This window comes from Rhodococcus sp. YL-1, assembly GCF_001942025.1.
Classification (GTDB): Bacteria; Actinomycetota; Actinomycetes; order Mycobacteriales; family Mycobacteriaceae; genus Rhodococcus_F; species Rhodococcus_F qingshengii.
The window spans coordinates 1-18,595 of the sequence record NZ_CP017300.1; the positions used below are offsets into that span (position 1 = coordinate 1).

An 18,595-nucleotide genomic window follows, 5' to 3' on the forward strand; every position below is an offset into this window, starting at 1 on the left:
AACTGTGCGTAATGCCAGCATTGCTGCCATTACTGGTTTTGAGGCCAGATGTGTTGCTACGACCTGACCGATGGCCGATAGCAGCAATACTGGCATTACTGCTATTGATTGCATTGCTGGCGATGGCGTGGAATGCTGGTAATGCCGTCATATGTGCCAGCGCTGTCGAGGGAGAGCAATGCAGACCGACTTTCACGAAACACGCAAAAGGGTGATCGCCGTAATCAACGGCAAGGGTGGTGTCCTAAAGACGACCCTGACAGCTAACGTCGGTGGAGAACTGGCAGCGTCGGGGCAGAAAATTCTGCTCGTCGACCTCGATCCTCAGGGGAACCTCGCCGAAGACCTCGGGTACACCAGTGAAACCGGCGATGACCAGGGAAGGTCGCTTGCTAGCGCAATCGCTTTCGGCGGTGACGCAAAACCCATCGAAAATGTTCGCGCTAATCTCGATGTTCTCCCTGGGGGAGTTCACCTCGAACAAGCAACAGCAGCGCTTGCCGCTATGGCATCCAAAGATCCCGATGGCGCAAAACTTGCCCTCGCGAGGGTCCTTGCTCCAATGGCGCCCGCATACGACATGATCCTCATCGACTGCCCCCCGGGCGACGAAACCTTGCAGACAGCAGCGCTAGCCGCCGCAAAATGGGCATTCGTGCCAGTCAAATCCGATGCGTCCAGCCGAAAAGGGATGGCAGCCGTTGCACTACGCATCGACGCTGTCGCTGCAATCAACCCCGACCTCGACCTACTGGGCGTCGTTCTCGTAGCCGTCGGTACATCAGCGAAAACCGTGCTCAAGCAAGCCAGGTCTGCAATTGCAGAGGCGTTCGGCAACGACGACGTCGTTTTCACTGCCACCGTCCGTCACTCAGAAGCGACAGCCCAAGCAACACGCGAGCGAGGCATGCTCGCAGCCGAACTCGACGCAGTCGTCCGAAGCGGCCCGAAATGGTACGACGTCATCAAAGGCAACGCCGAGCCTCAGACTCTCGCACCGAAATCGTCCAAATCCGTTGCAGACGACCTCTTTGCAGTTGCGCAAGAAGTTGTCACCCGCGTTGCAACAGCGGAAAGAGAGGAAGCACGGGTATGAATGACCGGCCCGAACGAAAGCTCACGGCGCTACCTCCGCGGAACGTGACTGGTGACCTGTCTCGAATGCAGAGGTCCAACCGCACGGCCGCACAGGTCCCGCCGCCTCCACAGCCCACGCCGACAGCTGTGGAAAAGCCCAAGCCCAAACGTATTACGGTCTACGTCGATCAAGCCGTATTCAGTCGCGCCCGAGGTGCTTACCGAAACACCAGCCACCTTGAGGACGACAAATCCTGGTCGCAATTCGTAGAGAAAGCACTAGCGGCAGAGGCAGAACGCCGGGAAACCGCGCACAACAGCGGAAACCAGTACGAAGCAGAGACTGGCGCACTTCCCAGCGGGCGCCCCATCTCAGACGACTGACCCACACATCGAAGGAGCCTCGCCGGTTGCACCCGACGAGGCTCCAGACCGGGAAACCCCTGGAAGGAAAGAACCCAGTCATGACCGACTTTAGCCTTCGGGCAGCTCGTATTCAGCTAGGCGCATTGCTTGCTGCACTCGCACTCGCGATCGTCATTGCGCTCGGTATCACCACCGGCGCATTCGTACTTTCCTTCGCCGTGCAACGCGACCTCGCGCGGCAAGCACTGATCCCCGAACACCTGACCTGGATCTTCCCAGCGATCGTCGACAGCGCCATCCTCGGCGCCACCATCGCCATCGTCATCATCAGCAAGCTCAACATGAACAAGCGCGACAGGGGCTTCTACATCGCACTCGACGTCAGCGTCGTCGTGATCAGCATTCTCGGAAACGCCTACCACGCCTATCACGCAGCAATCGCCGCGCAGGAGTCGATCGATGGTGGGGGAGACCTTGGGTTCATTCCACTCGCGCCCGCTATTGCAGCGGCCATAGCGATCATTCCGCCGGCCCTGGTCTTGGCTTTCACGCACGGAATCACAATTCTGGTGAAGGCAGTCGGAATGGCGTACGCCGCTTACCGTGCGATCGTCGAAAGTGCCACCGACAGTGAGGATGCAACGAGTATTGCATCTGACCTCACCGTAGGCCGGGGACCGATCCGCGTCCCTCAGCCCCGCGAGAAGATCGCCCACAATATTGCGGAGCAGGAGGACGACGATCTAGACGTAGACGCCAAAGCGGTGGATGCGAAGGCCGGCAACGAGGACGCTTTTGCGGACTTTGCGGAGCCGTTTTTCGTGGACGAAATGACGAATGAAGGCCTCGACGACATCCTCGATCCCCAAGACGCCGCTACGGAGTTCCCAGACCGCCGCGCCGTCGAAGAAGCACAGGCCGACACGGATGCCGACATAGACGACCTCATGTCTTTCATCGCCCGGTCGAATCTCGCGAAGAACGTCAAAGACACAGCGGTCCGCAAGCTGACAAACCCGAACCTCACGTGGGAAACCATCGCTCTGGAATCGAAGCCGCCTGTCGCGACATCGACCGCATGGCGCCGGTACGAGAAGTTCGATGCCGCAGCTCGAGAAGCAGGCTTCGACAGTCCACCATTGCCCGACCTGCGAGCCGCCGAGAACCCGATGCGCAGCGAACTCGCCACCGTTTGACCCACACCCACCAATAAAGGGGTGGCCCTGGCGGTGCTGTAACACCGTCAGGGCCGATGACCACAGAAAGCACCTGTGACCATGAACAATCATACCGACCGCTCCGAAGGCATCGACCACGGCAAAACCGGCCGACCACCTATGCAGCCACGAGCGAAAATCACCCGAGAAGCGATCCTCGAGGTGTCCGCCACCCTCTTCAGTCGAACCGGGTATGCGGGCACCAGCATCAATGACATCTTGGCGATCTCTGAGACCACCAAAGGTGCGATGTACTTCCACTTCTCGAAGAAGGAATCCATCGCGAGCGAGATGCTCTGCCGCTGGTCCGCCGCAGTCTCCGAGACAGTGGGGAAGGCCGCAGCGACAGGTCAACCCGCCGATCGGCAAGTGATCATGATCTACCGGGACCTCGCCCGCCGCACCCAAACAGAAGCGATCACCCGAGCTGGACTCACCCTGTCCGTCGACAAGTCGCTCAGTGATGCGTGTGCCACCTACGAATCGTGGACCGACGCGATCACACCGATCGTCATAGACGCGATCCGTTCCGGCGCCCTCGACTGCGCGGAAAGCATGTCCAGGCTCGCAGACACTCTCTGCGCCGGATTCGTCGGCGCAGTGCAGGTTGCAGCTAGCCTCGACGAGAACCACACCATCACCAAACGAGTCGACGATCTGCTGCTGATGTGGCGCGGAACCGACCCGGCCGCCGTCCGTATGGTCGAAGGAGCATCCCTGTGAACAGCCCCAACGAACCGGCACACACCACGGAAAGCACTTCCGCCACGCCAACCCGCCCCCGGATCGGGCGCATCCCCGGCAGCAAGAACTCGGCAATGCAGGACCGTGCAGTGCGGACACGAGAAGCGATCATCGCCGTCGCGGCACGGCATTTCGACACCGACGGATACGGCCACACCAGCATCAACACCATCAGCGGTACCGGAAAATTCGCCAAAGGCGCTATGTACTACCACTTCCCATCCAAAGAAGCGATGGCCGAACACCTCATCTCGGACTGGAACCACACCCTCGACGAAACCATCAGCGAAGCACTGGCGGCCGGTTCGAGCAGCACAGCAGGGGAGAAGCTGGCAGCGATCTTTATCTCGCTCGCACAGCACATCGGCGAAGACACCAACCTCCGCGCCGGCATGAAACTCACCCTCGAACCCACCATCAACAACGGCGCAGCATTCGCACACTGGGTCGACGCCATCAGCGACATCATCGAACCCGCCATCACCGCAGGCGAACTCACCGACACCCCCACCACACCCCGACTCGCATGGAACCTCTGCGCCGGCACCCTCGGAGCCGCCCACGCATCCGCAACCTTGCGAGAGGACATCGACCTCGCAACCCGCATCGCAGACGCGGTAACAGCGCAGCTGCGCAACGCACTCATGCCTGCATGACAAAATCTCGTTCGACAGAATCCGATGCGGGCCAATCGAGAGCAACTCAGGCAACGATCGGATCAACCCTTCATCCGTCCGGAGCTATGGGACTGAAGCGAGATGCCCCGGCCAGTGGAGGCCGGGGCATCTTCGCTACCGAACCGGGCTACTTTCCCGGCCCTTCCCTGAGCCCCTGGCCAATGAGGGCGAAGAAGGCGCACTCAACCAACCAAAGCCCCGTCTGCCCCTGATAGGGCAGATCTGCTACCCCATAACTCTCGGCAACAGATCGATTGGGGTCGAAGGCATCTCGCATGATCTGACGAGCGAGTAGCAACTCTGCCTCCGCGATCTGGCCGTCTGGCAGCCCCGGATCCAGGTTGGTCAAAAACGCCCAGTCCACCTGCCCATACAGATTGGGAAAAGACTGACGTATCAACTTGGAAGCCGTCTTGGCGATGTGCTGCGACAGATCCTCGGCGAGGCCGAGTTGTGCGAACACAAAAGCAGTTTCGGCGTCACCAAAGAAGTCCTGCAAACCGAAAACGACTGTCGGATCGAGCAAATGCCGCTCAAGTATCTCGTCAACATTGGCGTGAATTTGCAACGGGTTGAGTACCAAGGACTGTCCGTCGGTGACCGAGGCCTCCCGGTAGTCCGGATCAATAAAACGCGGTAAACCCTTATCTCCGAATGACATAGCTGAACCCCCACCTTGCGGAAAAATAGAACCGTCACCCAATCTACCTAATTGTGAACGTATTTGGGTGGAGTGCGGACAAGGCCGATGTCAAGCAGTTTCCGAAGCCCTACGATCGTGGTCATTGCGCTCAATTCGGGCAAGCTGAATATTCGAATACAGTGCCGAACGCTTCAAACCCGTGTTCTTGCAAAGAGTTTCGATTTTGAACTGTCCGGTTTCGTGCACCTGCAACAGGTACGCACGCTCTTCCGGCGTGAGCTTATGTTGACGGCCTTTCATCTTGCCGGCCGCGGCAGCCGCTGCCACTGCGTCCCTGGTCCGACTTCGGATCAGGTCTGACTCGAATTCGGCCATCAGCCCGAGCACTCCGATGAACATTTTGCCCATCGGATCCGACGGGTCGTAGATCTTCCCGTCGATCGACAACGCAACACCCTTGTCCGCCAGTCGCCCCACCGTTTCGTGGAGATCCTTCGCGGACCGGGAGAGCCGGTCGAGTTTGGTCACGCAAAAGACGTCGCCTTCGCGGGCCGCGTTGATCGCATTGTCGAGCCCGGGCCGTCGAGTCTGCCGGCCACTGATTCCGTGATCGACGTAGACCCGGTCTCGGTCGACTCCCTCCTTGGCGAGAAGCTCGACCTGAATCGACGAATCTTGAGCCGCCGTACTGACCCGTGCGTAGCCGATCTTCATTCCACTCCCGATCGTCACCGTTCACGATGTCCCGCACACAAACTGTCCGTTAGAAACTATGCCATACCGGATTTTTTCAACGGACAACAAAATGGACGGAAGGCGCTGAAATTTCCCCAGGTGAATGTCAGTTTCAGAAGACGGCTGCACGATGTCAGAAGTGCACTGCAGTGCAGCTCCGAGTTCTTGAGCACACGTCCGGCCTTATCCAGTGAGCGCTGCGATCCCTGACTGGATAGCGCATTGATGGTCAAATTTCGCATCAAGTTTTACTGGCCGTCGGTGAGCTGCGGGTCTAGCGTCGCGGCCGGCCGTGGACGGCTGTTGTCGCGCGAAGTGCTCGATCGGACACTTGCGGCATGGGCGGCGAGAAAGTTGTCGACGATTTGGATGCAGTCGTCGGCGTGGATGTGGCGCAGTCCTGTGAGGCGAGCGAACACTATCGGTCCGAGGAGCTGAATGAGGGCGAAGGTGGTGTCGATCTCGCCGAGCACAGTGCGGGCGTCAGGGGCCGTCAGGATCTGATCCAGGGACCTGCGGTATTGCTCTATGACACGGGCCCGAAGCGAGACCACCGCGCCAGGATCGAGATCGCGCCGGCTGGCGTCGCCGCTGTTGACGGGTCCCATTGCCAGCCAGGCCAGCGTGGTCATCTGCACCGGAGCTTGGTCGATGAGGTCGGCCTGGGTGGTGAGCACCGAAATCAGACGTTCGCGTAGCGGACCGGTATCGATATCGGTGTCGACTGGGGGTAGTAGTCGCTCGAAGGTTGCAGCGAGCAGGTCAGTGGTACTTCCGAAGTGTCGGTACAGAGTGGCACGTGCAACCTTCGACATGCGGGTGACCGCCTCCACGGTGACCGCCTCGACGCCGCCGGTGGCTAGCAGCTGGCCCGCCGCTTCGAGTAACCGGTTACGTGAGCGCGCCAGCCGGGGGTCGGCCGGGCCCTCGGCCGCAACGAGAGGGTCGACCATGAACGGGCTCCGCTCCATTTTGACTGACAAAACATGTCCTAGCATGACCATTCTGTCACACCCGCAAAGTTATGATACTAATAGTCTCGCACCGAGACGATCAGTCTCAAACTGGGAGGCTGGCCGTTGAACGAACGTAGATCCGACTCTGCCAGCGTCGCTCGATGGAGCGGTGCCCAGTGGTGGATGTTGATTGTGTCGTGCATGGCAGTCGCGTTGGTGGTGGCCGCAATGGCGGCATTGTATTCAGCGTTGCCACAGATCGCGGTCGCGACAAGGGCGACGCAAGCTCAACTGACCTGGATAGTCGACGGTTATACGCTGGTATTGGCGTGCTTCGTTCTGCCTGCCGGTGCGATCGGTGACCGGTACGGTCGCCGGGGGGTGCTCGTGGCGGGGTTGGCGTTGTTCGCTTTCGCGTCGGCATTGCCCTTGTTTCTCGCCGACCCGGCGTGGCTGATCGCTGCTCGCGCGTTGGCTGGGGCGGGTGCGGCGCTGGTCATGCCCTCGACGCTGTCGATACTGACCGCGGGATTTCCACCGGCGCATCGCGGTCGCGCTGTAGGTGTGTGGGCCGGGGTTGCTGGATCCGGGGCGGTCCTGGGCATCCTCGGGGCTGGAGTGCTGCTCGAGCAGTGGTCGTGGACCTCGGTGTTCGTCGGGTTGACCGTCGCCGGAGCGGTTCTGGCCGGGTTGGCATGCAGTATCGCGGAGTCCCGCCAGCAGGAGCATCCACCGGTCGATTGGGTGGGCGCGGTGACCGTAGTTGTCGCGGTCGGGGCGATCGTCTTCGCTGTGATCGAGGTTCCGGCCCGTGGCTGGTCGGATTCGCTCGTCGCCATCAGCACTGCGGTGGGCTTGTTTGCGGTTGTGGTGTTCGTCGTCGTAGAACTACGTTCCTCGGCACCCCTACTCGATGTCCGGTTGTTCGCCCGCCGTGGTTTCGGTGCCGGCGCGCTGTCTGTCTGTATCCAATTTCTGGTGACCTTCGGGGTGTTCTTGTTGTTGGTGCAGTATCTGCAGTTGATTCTCGGTTATGGACCGCTCACCGCCGCGTTGGCGTTGACCCCTATGGTCGTGCCGCTCATCGTGATCTCGGTGATTGCACCCTGGCTGTCGAACATTGTTGGGCTGCGGGTGATGACCACTGTAGGTCTGCTCACCATCGCGGCGGGACTGGTGATGGTGAGCAGACTGACCGTCGCGGCGACTTACCCTGACCTGCTGTGGCCCTTGCTCATCATGAGCGCGGGTTTGGGGTTGTGTACCGCCCCTGCGACTTTCGCCATCGTCTCGGACACTCCTGAGGCCAAGCACGGGGTGGCTGCCGCGGTCAACGACGCAGCTCGCGAAATCGGTGCCGCGATTGGGATTGCGGTAGCCGGTAGCGTGCTCGCGGCCGGTTACGTTCAGCACATTCAGCCGGCTCTGCCCCAGCTACCCGAGCCTGCCCGTGGTCCGGTGGCCGATTCTCTGGCCGCCGCGTTGCAGGTCGCCGACCGCGCAGGACCAGCTGGTCAGCCGCTGGCCGAGTTCGCCAGAGCCGCATTCGTACACGGAAGTGGTCAGGCGACGCTGTCGTTGGCGGCGCTGACCGCCGCTGGGGCACTCGTCCTCGCCGTCTTTGCGCCAGGTAGACGCAGCCGTACGACAGCCACCGCGGGTGATGGACGTCGGTGAAGGTCGGCCAGGGTGTCTATTCTTCGGTGTGATTCGTGTCTGTGGCCCGGAGTTGGGCTCGGGCTTGGGACTGCATGAAGTGTTCGACCTCGACCACCACGAACAGGGCAGTAGCGGTGGCTACGGAGCTGCCCTGCGCATCGTCCATCGTGGCCGTGAGATCCAGTTTGCGCCCATCACGAGACCGAACGGCAGCACGCAACACGTATGGAGTGCCGAGCAGAACCGGCGCTAGGTAGTCGAGCTCGAGACGCCGCGTCACGGCGAGCTCACCCACTGTGTAAAGCAGGAAGCCGAACAGATCGTCGAGAACGGTCGCCACCGCGCCGCCGTGTGCTATCCCGGGTGCCCCGACATGACGTTGATCGAACACATGGTGAGCTACCACGCCGTTCTCGTCACGCTGGACCGACAGGGCGTGGCCGTGCGGGTTCTCCGGCCCACAACCAAGACAGTCGGGGTGGTGGGGCGGTAGATCAGGCGACTCGGAAGTCGTGCTCCAGAACGAGCGCGCCCAGTTCTCGACAGCGGGGCCGGCCGACCCGCTGACCTCGTCCGGAATTCTTTTCATGGTCGGACCTCTCTGTCGTGAAACCGTGCCGAGTCTGTCGCGTCTTCGCGCGCTCGGCCTGCACCGCAGCATCCGGTCGGTCGTTCGTCCGACCGGTCGGCGCACTCGCCCCCGCCATGATTACCACGAGCGGGAGTCTTCTCACTCAACGCACCTCCCGGCCCGATAGCGCACACGACGCGGCCGTCGAGCCGAAAATGGTGACCGCGAAACATCGAGGGCTTCCGTCGGCGGGCTGAATTGTTGTCGGCGTGGGGCAGGGATCAGGGTCTGTTGCCGAGTAACGACACGGCATCGATGCAGCGTCCACCGAGAGGCGTCCGACTGTTCCGTCCGGCAACTCTTCGGTCGTTCGGTGCCTCCGCACGCCTGGGGCGATCCGGCGCGGGCGGCTGCAGCACAGTGCGATGCGCCGTTTACCGCGAGGTGGTTCGGTCGGGTTCAACTCCCGAGACTTCGAGCCCTTCTGGTGGGGGGTAGGGGAGGGCTCATCTGGTTGCCACCTTTAAACTCGATAGCCCGCGGAAGGACAGCCCGGTACGCCAGCGAGGCTGTTCGACGAGCTGGAGACCGGGAAAACGAGCCACCAGGATCGGGAACAGTAGGGATCCTTCGAGCCGGGCCAGCGGCGCGCCGAGACAGAAGTGAATGCCGGCGCCGAACGACAACGGTGGGACTCCGGTTCGGGTGATGTCGAGCTTATCCGGGTCACAAAATCGGTCCGGATCTCTGTTGGCCGCCCCGAGCAAGGTCAATACGATCTGACCGGGATGTAGATCGACTCCTGCCAGCCGTGTCGGCTCGAGCACCGTGCGCCCGTTGGTCTGGACGGGGGAGTCGTAACGCAACAATTCTTCGACGGTATTGCTCGCCAAGTCGGGCCTGGCACCCAGTTCGCGCATTTGGTCGGGGTGAGCGAGCAGCGCGGCGACACCGTTGCCGATGAGGTTTGTGGTGGTTTCGAACCCTGCGGCGAACAACAGAATCGCGGTGCCGACGCATTCGTCGTCATCCAGGATGTCGTCGCCGTGCGCGACGGCGAGTCGGCTGAGTAGGTCATCGGCGGGGCGGGCGCGTTTGACCGCCAACAGGTCAGCGAAATACATGGCAAGTTGGTTCTCGGCTTCACAGGCGGCGGTCAGAGCCTCAACATTGGCTCCGGGTTCCAGTGAGGCGAGCAGGGCACGCACCAATGGCGCGGCAACTGCCCGATCGGCCGCGGGAACTCCCAGAAGTTCGCCTATCACATTCACAGGCAGCGGGAGCGCCAGATCGGTGATGATGTCGACGAAGACCTGTACCTCCATGACGTTAAGTAGGTGATGGATCTGTGTGATGATGCGGCTGCGCAACTCGTCAATGTGTCGAGGGGTGAACACGTCGGCCACCAGTCGACGCAGCCGGTGATGGTCAGGGGGGTTACGGAACAGCATGGTGCGCCGGAATCGATGCATGGCCCGACGTTGCAGCTCGTCAGGGATCTCGGACAAGCCGAAGCCCAGCGACTCGTCGGCCTTGCCGAGTCTGCGGTCGCGGAGCGCCGCCGCGCAATCGTCGTAGCGACTCAATACCAGCACCCCCGATCGCGTAACCAAGACGGGGCGCGTCTCTCGCAGCCGTCGGAACGCTTCGTAAGGTCCGGCTGCGCCGTGATCGGTGAGTAAGGCGTCCAGGAGCAGTTCCCTCTCGGTCGGTACATTCATGCTTGCCTCTTAGTATTCGCCTGTGACTGCAGGAAATGTTCGACGTCGACCAGGATGAACAGGGCGGTCGCCGTGGTGACCGATCGACCCTCTATATCCTCGATCCTGGCCGCGAGATTCAATTTCCGGCCATCGCGAGACCGTGTATCGGCGTGCAGGGTGTAAGGCGTGGCAAGCAGAACCGGCGCGAGGTAGTCGAGTTCGAGACGGCGCGTCACGCCGAGTTCTCCGACCGTGTAGAGCAGGAAACCGAAAAGATCGTCGATTACGGTCGCCACCGCGCCGCCGTGTGCTATCCTGGGCGCCCCTACGTGACGTTGGTCGAAGAGGTGGTGAGCAACGACGCCGTCTCGGCAACGCCGTACCGACAGGTAATGCCCGTGCGGGTTCGTCGGCCCGCACCCAAGACAGTTGGGGTGGTGGGGTGGCAACTCAGGCGAGCTAGATTCTTCCAGCGGCCGGAATGAGCGCACCCAGTCCTCCATGTCTGGGTCGACCGACCCCCCGACCGCATCCGAAGCTTTGCCCATGGTCCGACCTTCCTGTCGATGAAACCGCGCTTAATGCCGGTCTCGAGTGTGACCGTTATGCAAATACACCTGAGCGCACTCCGGAGAGTGCGGTGGCAGCCCTTCGCTCAACTCCACGTTGGTCAGGCGAGGTGTCCCGCCCAACGGGAGATCACGACCCCATCTCCTTCACCAGTGCCGTAGTCTGCGATGGACGCCGGTGTCGTGAAAAACTTCCCGCCCCGCGTTCCATCTGCCTCGTCCTATTCAGAACTCCGGTTGGAAAAAAATTTCCTAGATTTCGATGACAGCTAGCTCTCCTTCGGCGTGCAGGGAGCGTAGGCGCTTCTTGTCGAACTTGCCGACTGAGGTCTTGGGCACCTCGGAGATGAAGCACCAACGCTCGGGCAGCCACCACTTGGCGACCTTGCCGTCGAGGAAGTCGCGCAGATTAGCAGGTGTGGGCTCGTGGCCCTCACGTGGAACGATCACCGCGAGGGGGCGTTCTTGCCACTTCTCGTCCGGCACTCCGATCACAGATGCCTCGAGCACGTCTGGATGACCGGCAAGCAGCAGTTCGAGCTCGACCGAGGAGATCCACTCCCCGCCGGACTTGATCACGTCCTTGGCGCGGTCGGTCAGCGTCACGAAATTGCGTGCATCGATCCGCCCGACGTCGCCGGTGCGTAACCACCCTTCCTGAAACTTCTCACTGTCATGCTCCTCGCCGACGTACGAGCCGGTAATCCAGGGCCCGCGTGCTTGCAACTCACCGACCGCTTCGCCGTCGTGCGGGAGCTTATTGCCCTCGTCGTCGACAATCCTCAGCTCCACCCCTGCAACCGGGCGGCCTTGGGTGGCGCGCAGGCGCCAGCGCTCCTGCACATCGAGCGATACCGGTGGGCGTGCGATGGCGGCCAGCGGCGAGGTTTCGGTCATTCCCCATGCCTGGACGACCTGCACGCCGTACCTCTCCTCGAAGGCCTCCATCAGGTGAAGGGGTACTGCGGAACCACCGCAGGCGACCAGACCGAGAGAGGAGATGTCATAGCTGGAGTTTGCCTCCAAGAAGTTTAAGACGTCATTCCAGATCGTCGGAACTGCGCCCGCGACGGTCGGCCTCTGCGCGTCGATGAGCCGCACCAGCGGCTCAGCCTGCAGGAACCTGTCAGGCATGAGTAGGTCGGCGCCCGACATAAGGGCGGCATAGACTAGTCCCCAAGCGTTGGCGTGGAACATCGGCACGATGGCAAGGATCCGATCATCGCAGCTGACTCGCAGTCCGTCGGCGGCGCAGGCCGCCATCGAATGCAAGTACGTCGACCGGTGGCTGTAGGCGACCCCTTTGGGGTTGCCGGTGGTACCCGAGGTATAACACATAGCGGCTGCGGACTGCTCATCGAGATCAGGCCAGTCGAACGTATCGGACTGAGAGGCGAGGAACTCCTCGTACCCCACGACCCTGACCCCGTCACGGTGCAGCGGGGTAAGGTCCACTTCGCCGGTCACGACGACGGTGTGCACGCTGGTGAGCTGCAGCAGTACAGGGGCCAGCAAGGGCAGCAGGCTTCCATCGAGAATTACGACCTGATCCTCGGCGTGGTTGCCGATGTAGACAAGTTGATCAGGGGTGAGACGTAGGTTCAGGGTGTGCAGCACTGCGCCCATCGAGGGCACCGCACAGTAGGCCTCAACATGCTCCTGGTTGTTCCACATAAAGGTCGCAACACGCTCATCGCCTGTGATCCCGCAACCGCGCAATGCGTTGGCCAACTGTGCGGCTCTCCGTCCGACTTCGGCGAAAGTGCCGACCTTAACGCTCCCGTCGGACTGCAAGGTCCGTACGGTTGCCGAGCTATGCACACTCGAACCGTGGCGCAGAATCGCCGCAGTTGTCAAGGGAAAGTTCATCATCGTGCTCTGCATACCATTCCTTCATTCGATAGTGCCTGCGAACGAACAGCGATCCGCAGATCAATTCACCGGGCGTCCTGGTTAACAGCGGGCTGTCAGAGACCTGCAGCCGTAAGTGAGGTTGAAGCCAATTCCAGGGACTCGACCAGGTTCGACTCGAGTTCTGGTAGTCGGCTAGCCGCCGTGACCACCGCCGCTAAGCGAGCGCGCGCATCAATGTCGCGTTGGGTCCCGGCACGTGCAGTTTCGGTCCATGCCTGCGCACAACGGCTGGCGGCGACGGCGAGGTCGGCGGTGGCTAGATCACCGGTCAGGCGTGCGACATCCGCGCAGCCATCGGCGAGCAACCGGCGGAATAGGCCGCCGCCGGTGCCCGCCTTCTCGATGAAAGCGCCCAGACTGAACAGGAAGATCTCAAGATCTCTTGTCGGAAGGTCTGCCCAGGCTCGAAGGTCGGCCGCCAACTGCTCGACTGCAGCTAGCCCCTCGGCCCCGGCCTCCATGGTCGTGAGATCAACGATCCCCGGCTGTGACGGGTGGCGCATGTTGGCCGCGGATTGGCGAAATGCCTCTGCCGCCACTGTTGCCATGTCTGGCAGCGCGCTCGGCCAGGTGATGCGGTATGTACAGTGGCGCGTCGGTTGAGGGAAGGACGTCGAGGAACGCGCCCGAGCCAGCGAATCGAGCGGGACTTCCTGCACCTCGGCGCGATCATTGTCTACGACGAAGGCAATCCCCTTAGCTTCGTCGTAACCGATCACCACGATGTCGTGGCGACTCATCTGCAACTGGACCTGCAGGTACGGTAGCTCGGCTATGTCGCCCCACACCAGGCTGGGTCTGCCTGCGTCGATCTCGTCGAGAACCCAAGACCATCCCTCACTGGGATCGTCGGTGGTGAGAACGTGGACCTGTCCGCCTAGCCGGCGGGGTAGATCGATTTCGAAGTCGGCCCCTCGTCCCACCAAATACAATGGTGGAACCAGGTCATTCGATCGGAGGTACGCTAGCCCCAGCGAGCCGCCGAGTGCGAACACCAGACCTTCATCGGGTGGCCCTTCCCACCCCAGTCCATGCCAGTGCAGAAGATCCCGCATTGCGCCAGAACCACAGTGCCCCCCGATCTGATGGGGGTAGTCCTTGATCAGGATCTTGCGGGGCATGTATCTTCCTTTTTTGGGTGGTGGGTTCGAAGACCAGGTCAGTTGTTCCGAATTCTGTCCAGGTAGGCCTGACGTGCCCCCATGTCCACGTCGTCGAGGAATACAGAGTCTGTGTCCAGGGCCGATCCGAGCCTGGTGGCGAGCCGTTCGGGGACGAACTTCATCGCTGCGACCATGCTCCCTGCGAGGCGAGTGACGCGCACGAAGGGCCGCGGTTTCTCGATCAGTTCGGCTGTCACTCGAGCGATTTCCTCGGGCTCTGCATTGCGCAGTCCCTTGGCTCCTGCTGTCCCAGCAACGAGTTCGGTGTTGGTGAACGTGGGCCGCACTGTGGACAGCCGCACGCCTGACTTGCGGTATTCCAGTCGCGCCGCCTCCGTGAATCCGATGACCGCGAATTTGGTGCCGCAGTAGGTCGCCAGACCGGGGACGGCGAGCTCGCCGGCCAGTGATGCGGTGTTGATGATGTGTCCAGTACGACGAGGGAGCATCCGTTGAAGGGCGAGTTTGGTCCCAAAGATGACTCCCAGGACGTTGATCTCGACCTGCCGCCGGGTCACCGCGTCGTCTTCCTCGTGGGTGTGCCCGGTGGGCATGATGCCCGCGTTGTTGATCAGCACGTCGAGGGGGCCGAGGTCTCCCTCGACTAGGTCGAGAAAGTCTTTGAACGAGTCAGGGTCGGTGACATCGAGGCGGGTGACAACCTTAACCCCCAGTTCGGCGGCGGTCTCCTTAGCACGTGCCTCGTCGATGTCGCCGATGGCCACGCGGTGACCTCGTCGGATCAGCTCCTTCGCGGTCTGGTAGCCGATGCCGCGGGCTCCCCCGGTGATCGCCACTGTTTTCGCGGCGGTATGGGGATTGTGTGTCGTCACTTGCTGTGCTCCTTGTTCAGGCCGAGGCGTTGTCGTAGACCGCGACCGGCTGCTGCACGCAATACTTTTTCGGCGATGGCCGTACGTCGGGAGGTGTACGGGTACCACGTGAGTTCTCGTGTCAGGACAGGGATCCGCGGCTCGGTCACGGACTGGACCCGGCAGTATTTGTGAAGTCCGTAGGCGCCGCCTAGTCGCGCACCGATACCTGAGGCCTTCCATCCACTGTGCGGCAGTGTGGTGGCGAAGAGGTTGCTGAAGACGTCGTTGATGTTGACTGCACCCGCGTCCAGACGTTGTGCGATACGCCGCGCACGAGCATGGTCGCGGGTCCACACTGTGGCAGACAAGCCGAACGCCGAGTCGTTAGCCAGGTGGATGGCCTCGTCCTCGTCCGCGACACGCATCACAGGGATCGTGGGGCCGAAGGTCTCCTCGGTCATGCAGGCCATTGTGTGGTCGACGCCGACCACAACGGTTGGAGCGTAGTAGTTCCCGACCGCGCTTAGGGTTCCGCCGGCCAGTACCTGCGCACCTGCCGCCACTGCCTGGCTGACGTGGCGATCGGCTATCTCGACCTGTCTCGCCGTGACCATCGCACCTACGTCGTCACCTGCCGCGGCACCTTGGGTAAGTGACCGTACTCGTTGAGCCAGCCGGGCCACGAACTCGTCGTAGATCTCAGAGACCACATACACCCGCTCGACTGAGATGCAGACCTGCCCCGCGTTGAACAGACCGCCCCACGCGATCCCCTCCACAGCACGAGCAAGGTCGGCGTCCTCCAGCACGATCGCCGGATCTTTACCGCCTAACTCCAAGCTCACAGGCTTCAATTGCTCGGCACAGCGGATCGCGATTGTCCTCCCGGTGGCTGTCGAGCCCGTGAACTGAACGAAGTCAGCGGCGTCCACGACCGCAGCACCTGCTTCGCTAGCACCCACAACATGCGCCAAAACCGGTGGGGCGCCGATCTCGTGCCAGCCCTCGACGACTCGTGCACAGGTCAGTGGCGTCTCTTCCGAGGACTTCGCCAGGACTGCGCATCCGGCAGCCAGCGCAGGAGCTGCATCCATGAGGAAGAGGGTGATCGGGAAGTTCCACGGTGTGATGAGCCCGACAACCGGGTACGGGTGGTAGGTCTTGGACAACCGTTTCGGCAGACTTAGCAGACCTGCGGATCGGACTTGCTCGTCAGCGAGAAACTTCTCGGCATGGTTTGCGTAGTAGGTGATGAACTCGCACGATGCTGTCGTCTCAACCAGGGCGTCGGGGCGCACCTTGCCTGTTTCGGCTTGCAGCAGATCGGTGAGTTCGTCGGTGTGAGCCAGGATCCAGTCTCGCCAGCGATGCAACCATCGGGAGCGTTGCCGCGGGCTTGCCTGAGCCCACCCGAGCTGAGCGCGGCGGAGATCGGCCGCGATGCTGTTCACGGTCTCGCGGGTATCGATGGGGACGGTTGCGACCAGCCGGCCGTCGGCGGGGTTGCGTACGTCCAGGGCATCCGCTGTGGTCGCCGTGCTCATCGGGCCTCCGGGAGTGAGTGGAGCCCGCGGGCGATCCCGTCGGGCTGGGTGCATCTGTCGGGTGTGTCGGTGAAAGCGTCAGCGAGCACGGGGGTGCGCTCAAAGATTCGCTGTCCATAGGTATGCCGAAGCTCGGTCAAGATCGTGTTCAAAGGCAGGTCGTCGAAGACGCCGCGCTCGCGGACATACTCCATGTGCAGGGCTCCGTCGGCGGCGAAGGCGTGCAGGAGGGCGTCGTGCTCGCCGTCGAAATCCACCGGCGGCACCCCGAAACGGGCACACAACTCGGTGTTGAACGCCGGGGTCGCCTTCATCCACCGGCCGTTGACGTAGAGATGGCTGTAGCCGTGATAGACGAACAGGTCTGTGCCGCCCATGAGCGCTCGCAACGCTTCGGTCTGCAAATGATTTCGGACGTCGGCAAACCCCAGTAGCGCCGGAATCCCTGCCGCACGGCACACCGCGGTCAAGAGCACCGCCTTCGGGACGCAATAGGCGCGCCCGGTCTCGAGGACGAAGCTTGCTCGATAATGGGCGGGATCGTCCGACACCGTGTAGGGGTCGTACCGGATCTGGTCGCGGACGGCGGCGAAGAGGCGCTTCGCCTTGTCCCGGTCGGTGCCCGCATCCCCAACCGCGGCGGCGGTGAACGCCCGGACGGACTCGTGCTCGATGTCGAGGAAGTCGGTCGCCCACGAGTGCGCCAGCGGTGCCTTATTCATCTGCGCTCCAGAGTTATCGGCAACCCGTCGACCGGAATGGGGAGCGAGGTGTTGTCCCACCTCGCTTCATACTGATCGGGGACCGTCCAGGTGTAGGTGCGTAGCATGTGGTGCAGAATCGCCTTGACTTCGAGGGTGCCGAAGTGCAGACCGATGCACTTGTGTACCCCTCCTCCGAAGGGGATCCACCCGAGGCGGTGATTCTGGTCCTCACGCCGCGGTTCGCTGAAGCGGTCAGGGTCAAAGGTGTCGGGGTCGGTCCAGCACGACTCGTCGAAGTGGTTCACCGACGGAGCCACGGCCACCAGGGTGTCCGCCGGGATGTGGTGGCCGGCGATATCCACGTCTTCGACCGTCTTGCGCATCACGATGGGCACGGGCGCCACCAGACGGAGTGTCTCCTTGATCACCAGGTCGAGAGTCTCCAGTGAGTCCAGGTCGTCGATGTCCGGGCGGCGTCCACCGAGTCGGTCGGACTCGGCCCGCGCCCGTTCCTGCCAGGCCGGGTGCTTGGCGAGGAAGTAGGCGGCAGCGGTGGTGGTGATGGTCGATGTGTCGTGGGCCGCCATCATCAAGAAGATCATGTGGCTAACGACGTCCTCATCGGTGAACGCCTCACCGTCGGCCGTGCGCGCATGGCACAGCCCCGCAAAGAGGTCGCCTCCTTGGCCACTTCGAGCCGCCGGCAGGTGCCGGGTGAAGTAGTCCTCCAAGAGCGCGCGCCCACGGACTCCCGCTCGCCAACGAGTCCCCGGTAACGGGAAACGGATGATCGAGCTGGCCGCACGCACGGTGGCCACGAAGGCGTCGTTGATGGCATCGGTATCCTCGCTACCCCCCCGACCTGCCATGAAGACCTTCGTGGCGACGTCGAGAGTTAGTGCCTTCAGCAGCGGGTAGATGCGCGTGGTGGATTGTCCCGCTGTCCACCCTGGGATGCTGGCCTCCAGCGTCGGGCCGAGCTGGTCGACGTAGCCGGCGAGTCGGTCGCGGGTGAACGCCTCCTGCATGATCCGCCGATGCATCCTGTGTTCGTCGAAGCTCATCAACATCAGGCCCCGATGAAAAAAGGCATCGATGAGATAGGTCCACCCGTCCTGGGAGAACGACTTCGCCTTGGTGGTCAGCACCTCCTGTATGGCATCCGGTCCGGCAACCGCCACTATTTTCGTGCCGAAGGCGCCCATCCACGACACAGGTCCTAGCCGCTGGTACCTGGCCCGGGAGAAGTTAGATCCGAACCGGATGTAGTCCAGGGTGTGACCGAGCAGAGGCATGCCAGCGGTCCCTAAGACCGGTTTGAGGCCTGACCCCGCCGGGGGCGGGGCGAGCTCTCGGACAGGCCACCGGTCACTGGCCCCGAGCAGGGCCGCGTCGACCCGACTCGGCAGTGGCACCATGAGGACCGACGAGAGTCGCTCACGACCCTTCGCCAGCGGGAGATGGATAATGTTCGTCACTTGTGTTCCTTTCCGAAACGCAGCCCGCACTCACCATTTCGTACCCATCGCCCGAAGACC

The 18,595-nt window shown here is 62.1% G+C and carries 18 protein-coding genes; 6 read left to right on the forward strand and 12 right to left on the reverse strand.

Going from position 1 to position 18,595, the window contains the following annotated elements:
• The first annotated feature begins 178 nt into the window (after positions 1 to 178).
• The 5 genes from BH682_RS29625 to BH682_RS29645 all read left to right on the forward strand — a co-directional run bounded on the left by BH682_RS29625 (position 179) and on the right by BH682_RS29645 (position 4,060).
• Positions 179 to 1,096: a ParA family protein gene (locus BH682_RS29625; protein ID WP_019750059.1), complete on the forward strand. Its 918-nt coding sequence runs from the start codon at positions 179 to 181 to the stop codon at positions 1,094 to 1,096.
• A 65-nt stretch (positions 1,097 to 1,161) separates the two neighbouring features.
• A complete protein-coding gene (locus BH682_RS37365) occupies positions 1,162 to 1,461 on the forward strand; it encodes a ParB family protein (RefSeq protein ID WP_223304652.1) in 300 nt (99 codons plus the stop codon).
• Between the two features lie 80 nt (positions 1,462 to 1,541).
• Positions 1,542 to 2,639 (forward strand): DUF2637 domain-containing protein, encoded by a 1,098-nt coding sequence (locus BH682_RS29635; RefSeq protein WP_075835579.1) that lies wholly within the window; start codon positions 1,542 to 1,544, stop codon positions 2,637 to 2,639.
• A gap of 81 nt (positions 2,640 to 2,720) precedes the next feature.
• Complete coding sequence (locus BH682_RS29640; protein ID WP_064074910.1) at positions 2,721 to 3,383, forward strand: TetR/AcrR family transcriptional regulator; 663 nt, start codon at positions 2,721 to 2,723, stop codon at positions 3,381 to 3,383.
• On the forward strand, positions 3,380 to 4,060 hold the full coding sequence (locus BH682_RS29645; RefSeq protein ID WP_019749801.1) for a TetR/AcrR family transcriptional regulator: 681 nt from the start codon (positions 3,380 to 3,382) through the stop codon (positions 4,058 to 4,060). The genes BH682_RS29640 and BH682_RS29645 overlap by 4 nt, the downstream gene beginning before the upstream one ends.
• Positions 4,061 to 4,208: 148 nt before the next feature.
• On the opposite strand, the gene BH682_RS29650 is transcribed toward BH682_RS29645, so the two are convergent.
• The 3 genes from BH682_RS29650 to BH682_RS29660 form a co-directional block, all read right to left on the reverse strand.
• Positions 4,209 to 4,742: a hypothetical protein gene (locus BH682_RS29650; protein ID WP_019749802.1), complete on the reverse strand. Its 534-nt coding sequence runs from the start codon at positions 4,740 to 4,742 to the stop codon at positions 4,209 to 4,211.
• A gap of 90 nt (positions 4,743 to 4,832) precedes the next feature.
• A complete protein-coding gene (locus tag BH682_RS29655; RefSeq protein ID WP_223304651.1) occupies positions 4,833 to 5,456 on the reverse strand; it encodes a recombinase family protein in 624 nt (207 codons plus the stop codon).
• A 251-nt stretch (positions 5,457 to 5,707) separates the two neighbouring features.
• Positions 5,708 to 6,412, reverse strand: a complete 705-nt coding sequence (locus BH682_RS29660) for a TetR/AcrR family transcriptional regulator (protein WP_019749804.1) — start codon at positions 6,410 to 6,412, stop codon at positions 5,708 to 5,710.
• 204 nt (positions 6,413 to 6,616) lie between these two features.
• Here BH682_RS29660 and BH682_RS29665 point away from each other — a divergent pair, with 204 nt between their 5' ends.
• Positions 6,617 to 8,092 (forward strand): MFS transporter, encoded by a 1,476-nt coding sequence (locus BH682_RS29665; RefSeq protein WP_370671306.1) that lies wholly within the window; start codon positions 6,617 to 6,619, stop codon positions 8,090 to 8,092.
• A 16-nt stretch (positions 8,093 to 8,108) separates the two neighbouring features.
• Here BH682_RS29665 and BH682_RS29670 read toward each other — a convergent pair whose 3' ends face one another.
• From BH682_RS29670 to BH682_RS29710, 9 genes are all read right to left on the reverse strand, one after another.
• Positions 8,109 to 8,663: a PaaI family thioesterase gene (locus BH682_RS29670; protein ID WP_064074909.1), complete on the reverse strand. Its 555-nt coding sequence runs from the start codon at positions 8,661 to 8,663 to the stop codon at positions 8,109 to 8,111.
• Between the two features lie 488 nt (positions 8,664 to 9,151).
• Positions 9,152 to 10,366 carry a cytochrome P450 gene (locus BH682_RS29675; RefSeq protein ID WP_064074908.1) on the reverse strand — a complete coding sequence of 405 codons (1,215 nt, stop codon included), beginning with the start codon at positions 10,364 to 10,366 and terminating at the stop codon, positions 9,152 to 9,154.
• Entirely contained in the window at positions 10,363 to 10,896 is a 534-nt protein-coding gene (locus BH682_RS29680) for a PaaI family thioesterase (RefSeq protein ID WP_003942418.1), read from the reverse strand. Before BH682_RS29680 ends, BH682_RS29675 begins: the two co-directional genes overlap by 4 nt.
• 273 nt (positions 10,897 to 11,169) lie before the next feature.
• Complete coding sequence (locus BH682_RS29685) at positions 11,170 to 12,801, reverse strand: fatty acid--CoA ligase (RefSeq protein ID WP_019750066.1); 1,632 nt, start codon at positions 12,799 to 12,801, stop codon at positions 11,170 to 11,172.
• 83 nt (positions 12,802 to 12,884) lie between these two features.
• Positions 12,885 to 13,952: a BtrH N-terminal domain-containing protein gene (locus BH682_RS29690; RefSeq protein WP_003942427.1), complete on the reverse strand. Its 1,068-nt coding sequence runs from the start codon at positions 13,950 to 13,952 to the stop codon at positions 12,885 to 12,887.
• A 38-nt stretch (positions 13,953 to 13,990) separates the two neighbouring features.
• A complete protein-coding gene (locus BH682_RS29695; protein WP_064074907.1) occupies positions 13,991 to 14,827 on the reverse strand; it encodes an SDR family oxidoreductase in 837 nt (278 codons plus the stop codon).
• Positions 14,824 to 16,353: an aldehyde dehydrogenase family protein gene (locus BH682_RS29700; RefSeq protein WP_003942430.1), complete on the reverse strand. Its 1,530-nt coding sequence runs from the start codon at positions 16,351 to 16,353 to the stop codon at positions 14,824 to 14,826. The genes BH682_RS29695 and BH682_RS29700 overlap by 4 nt, the downstream gene beginning before the upstream one ends.
• Positions 16,350 to 17,075, reverse strand: a complete 726-nt coding sequence (locus tag BH682_RS29705; RefSeq protein WP_064074906.1) for a transglutaminase-like domain-containing protein — start codon at positions 17,073 to 17,075, stop codon at positions 16,350 to 16,352. Before BH682_RS29705 ends, BH682_RS29700 begins: the two co-directional genes overlap by 4 nt.
• On the reverse strand, positions 17,072 to 18,535 hold the full coding sequence (locus tag BH682_RS29710) for a cytochrome P450 (protein WP_019750067.1): 1,464 nt from the start codon (positions 18,533 to 18,535) through the stop codon (positions 17,072 to 17,074). The genes BH682_RS29705 and BH682_RS29710 overlap by 4 nt, the downstream gene beginning before the upstream one ends.
• Positions 18,536 to 18,595 lie beyond the last annotated feature (60 nt).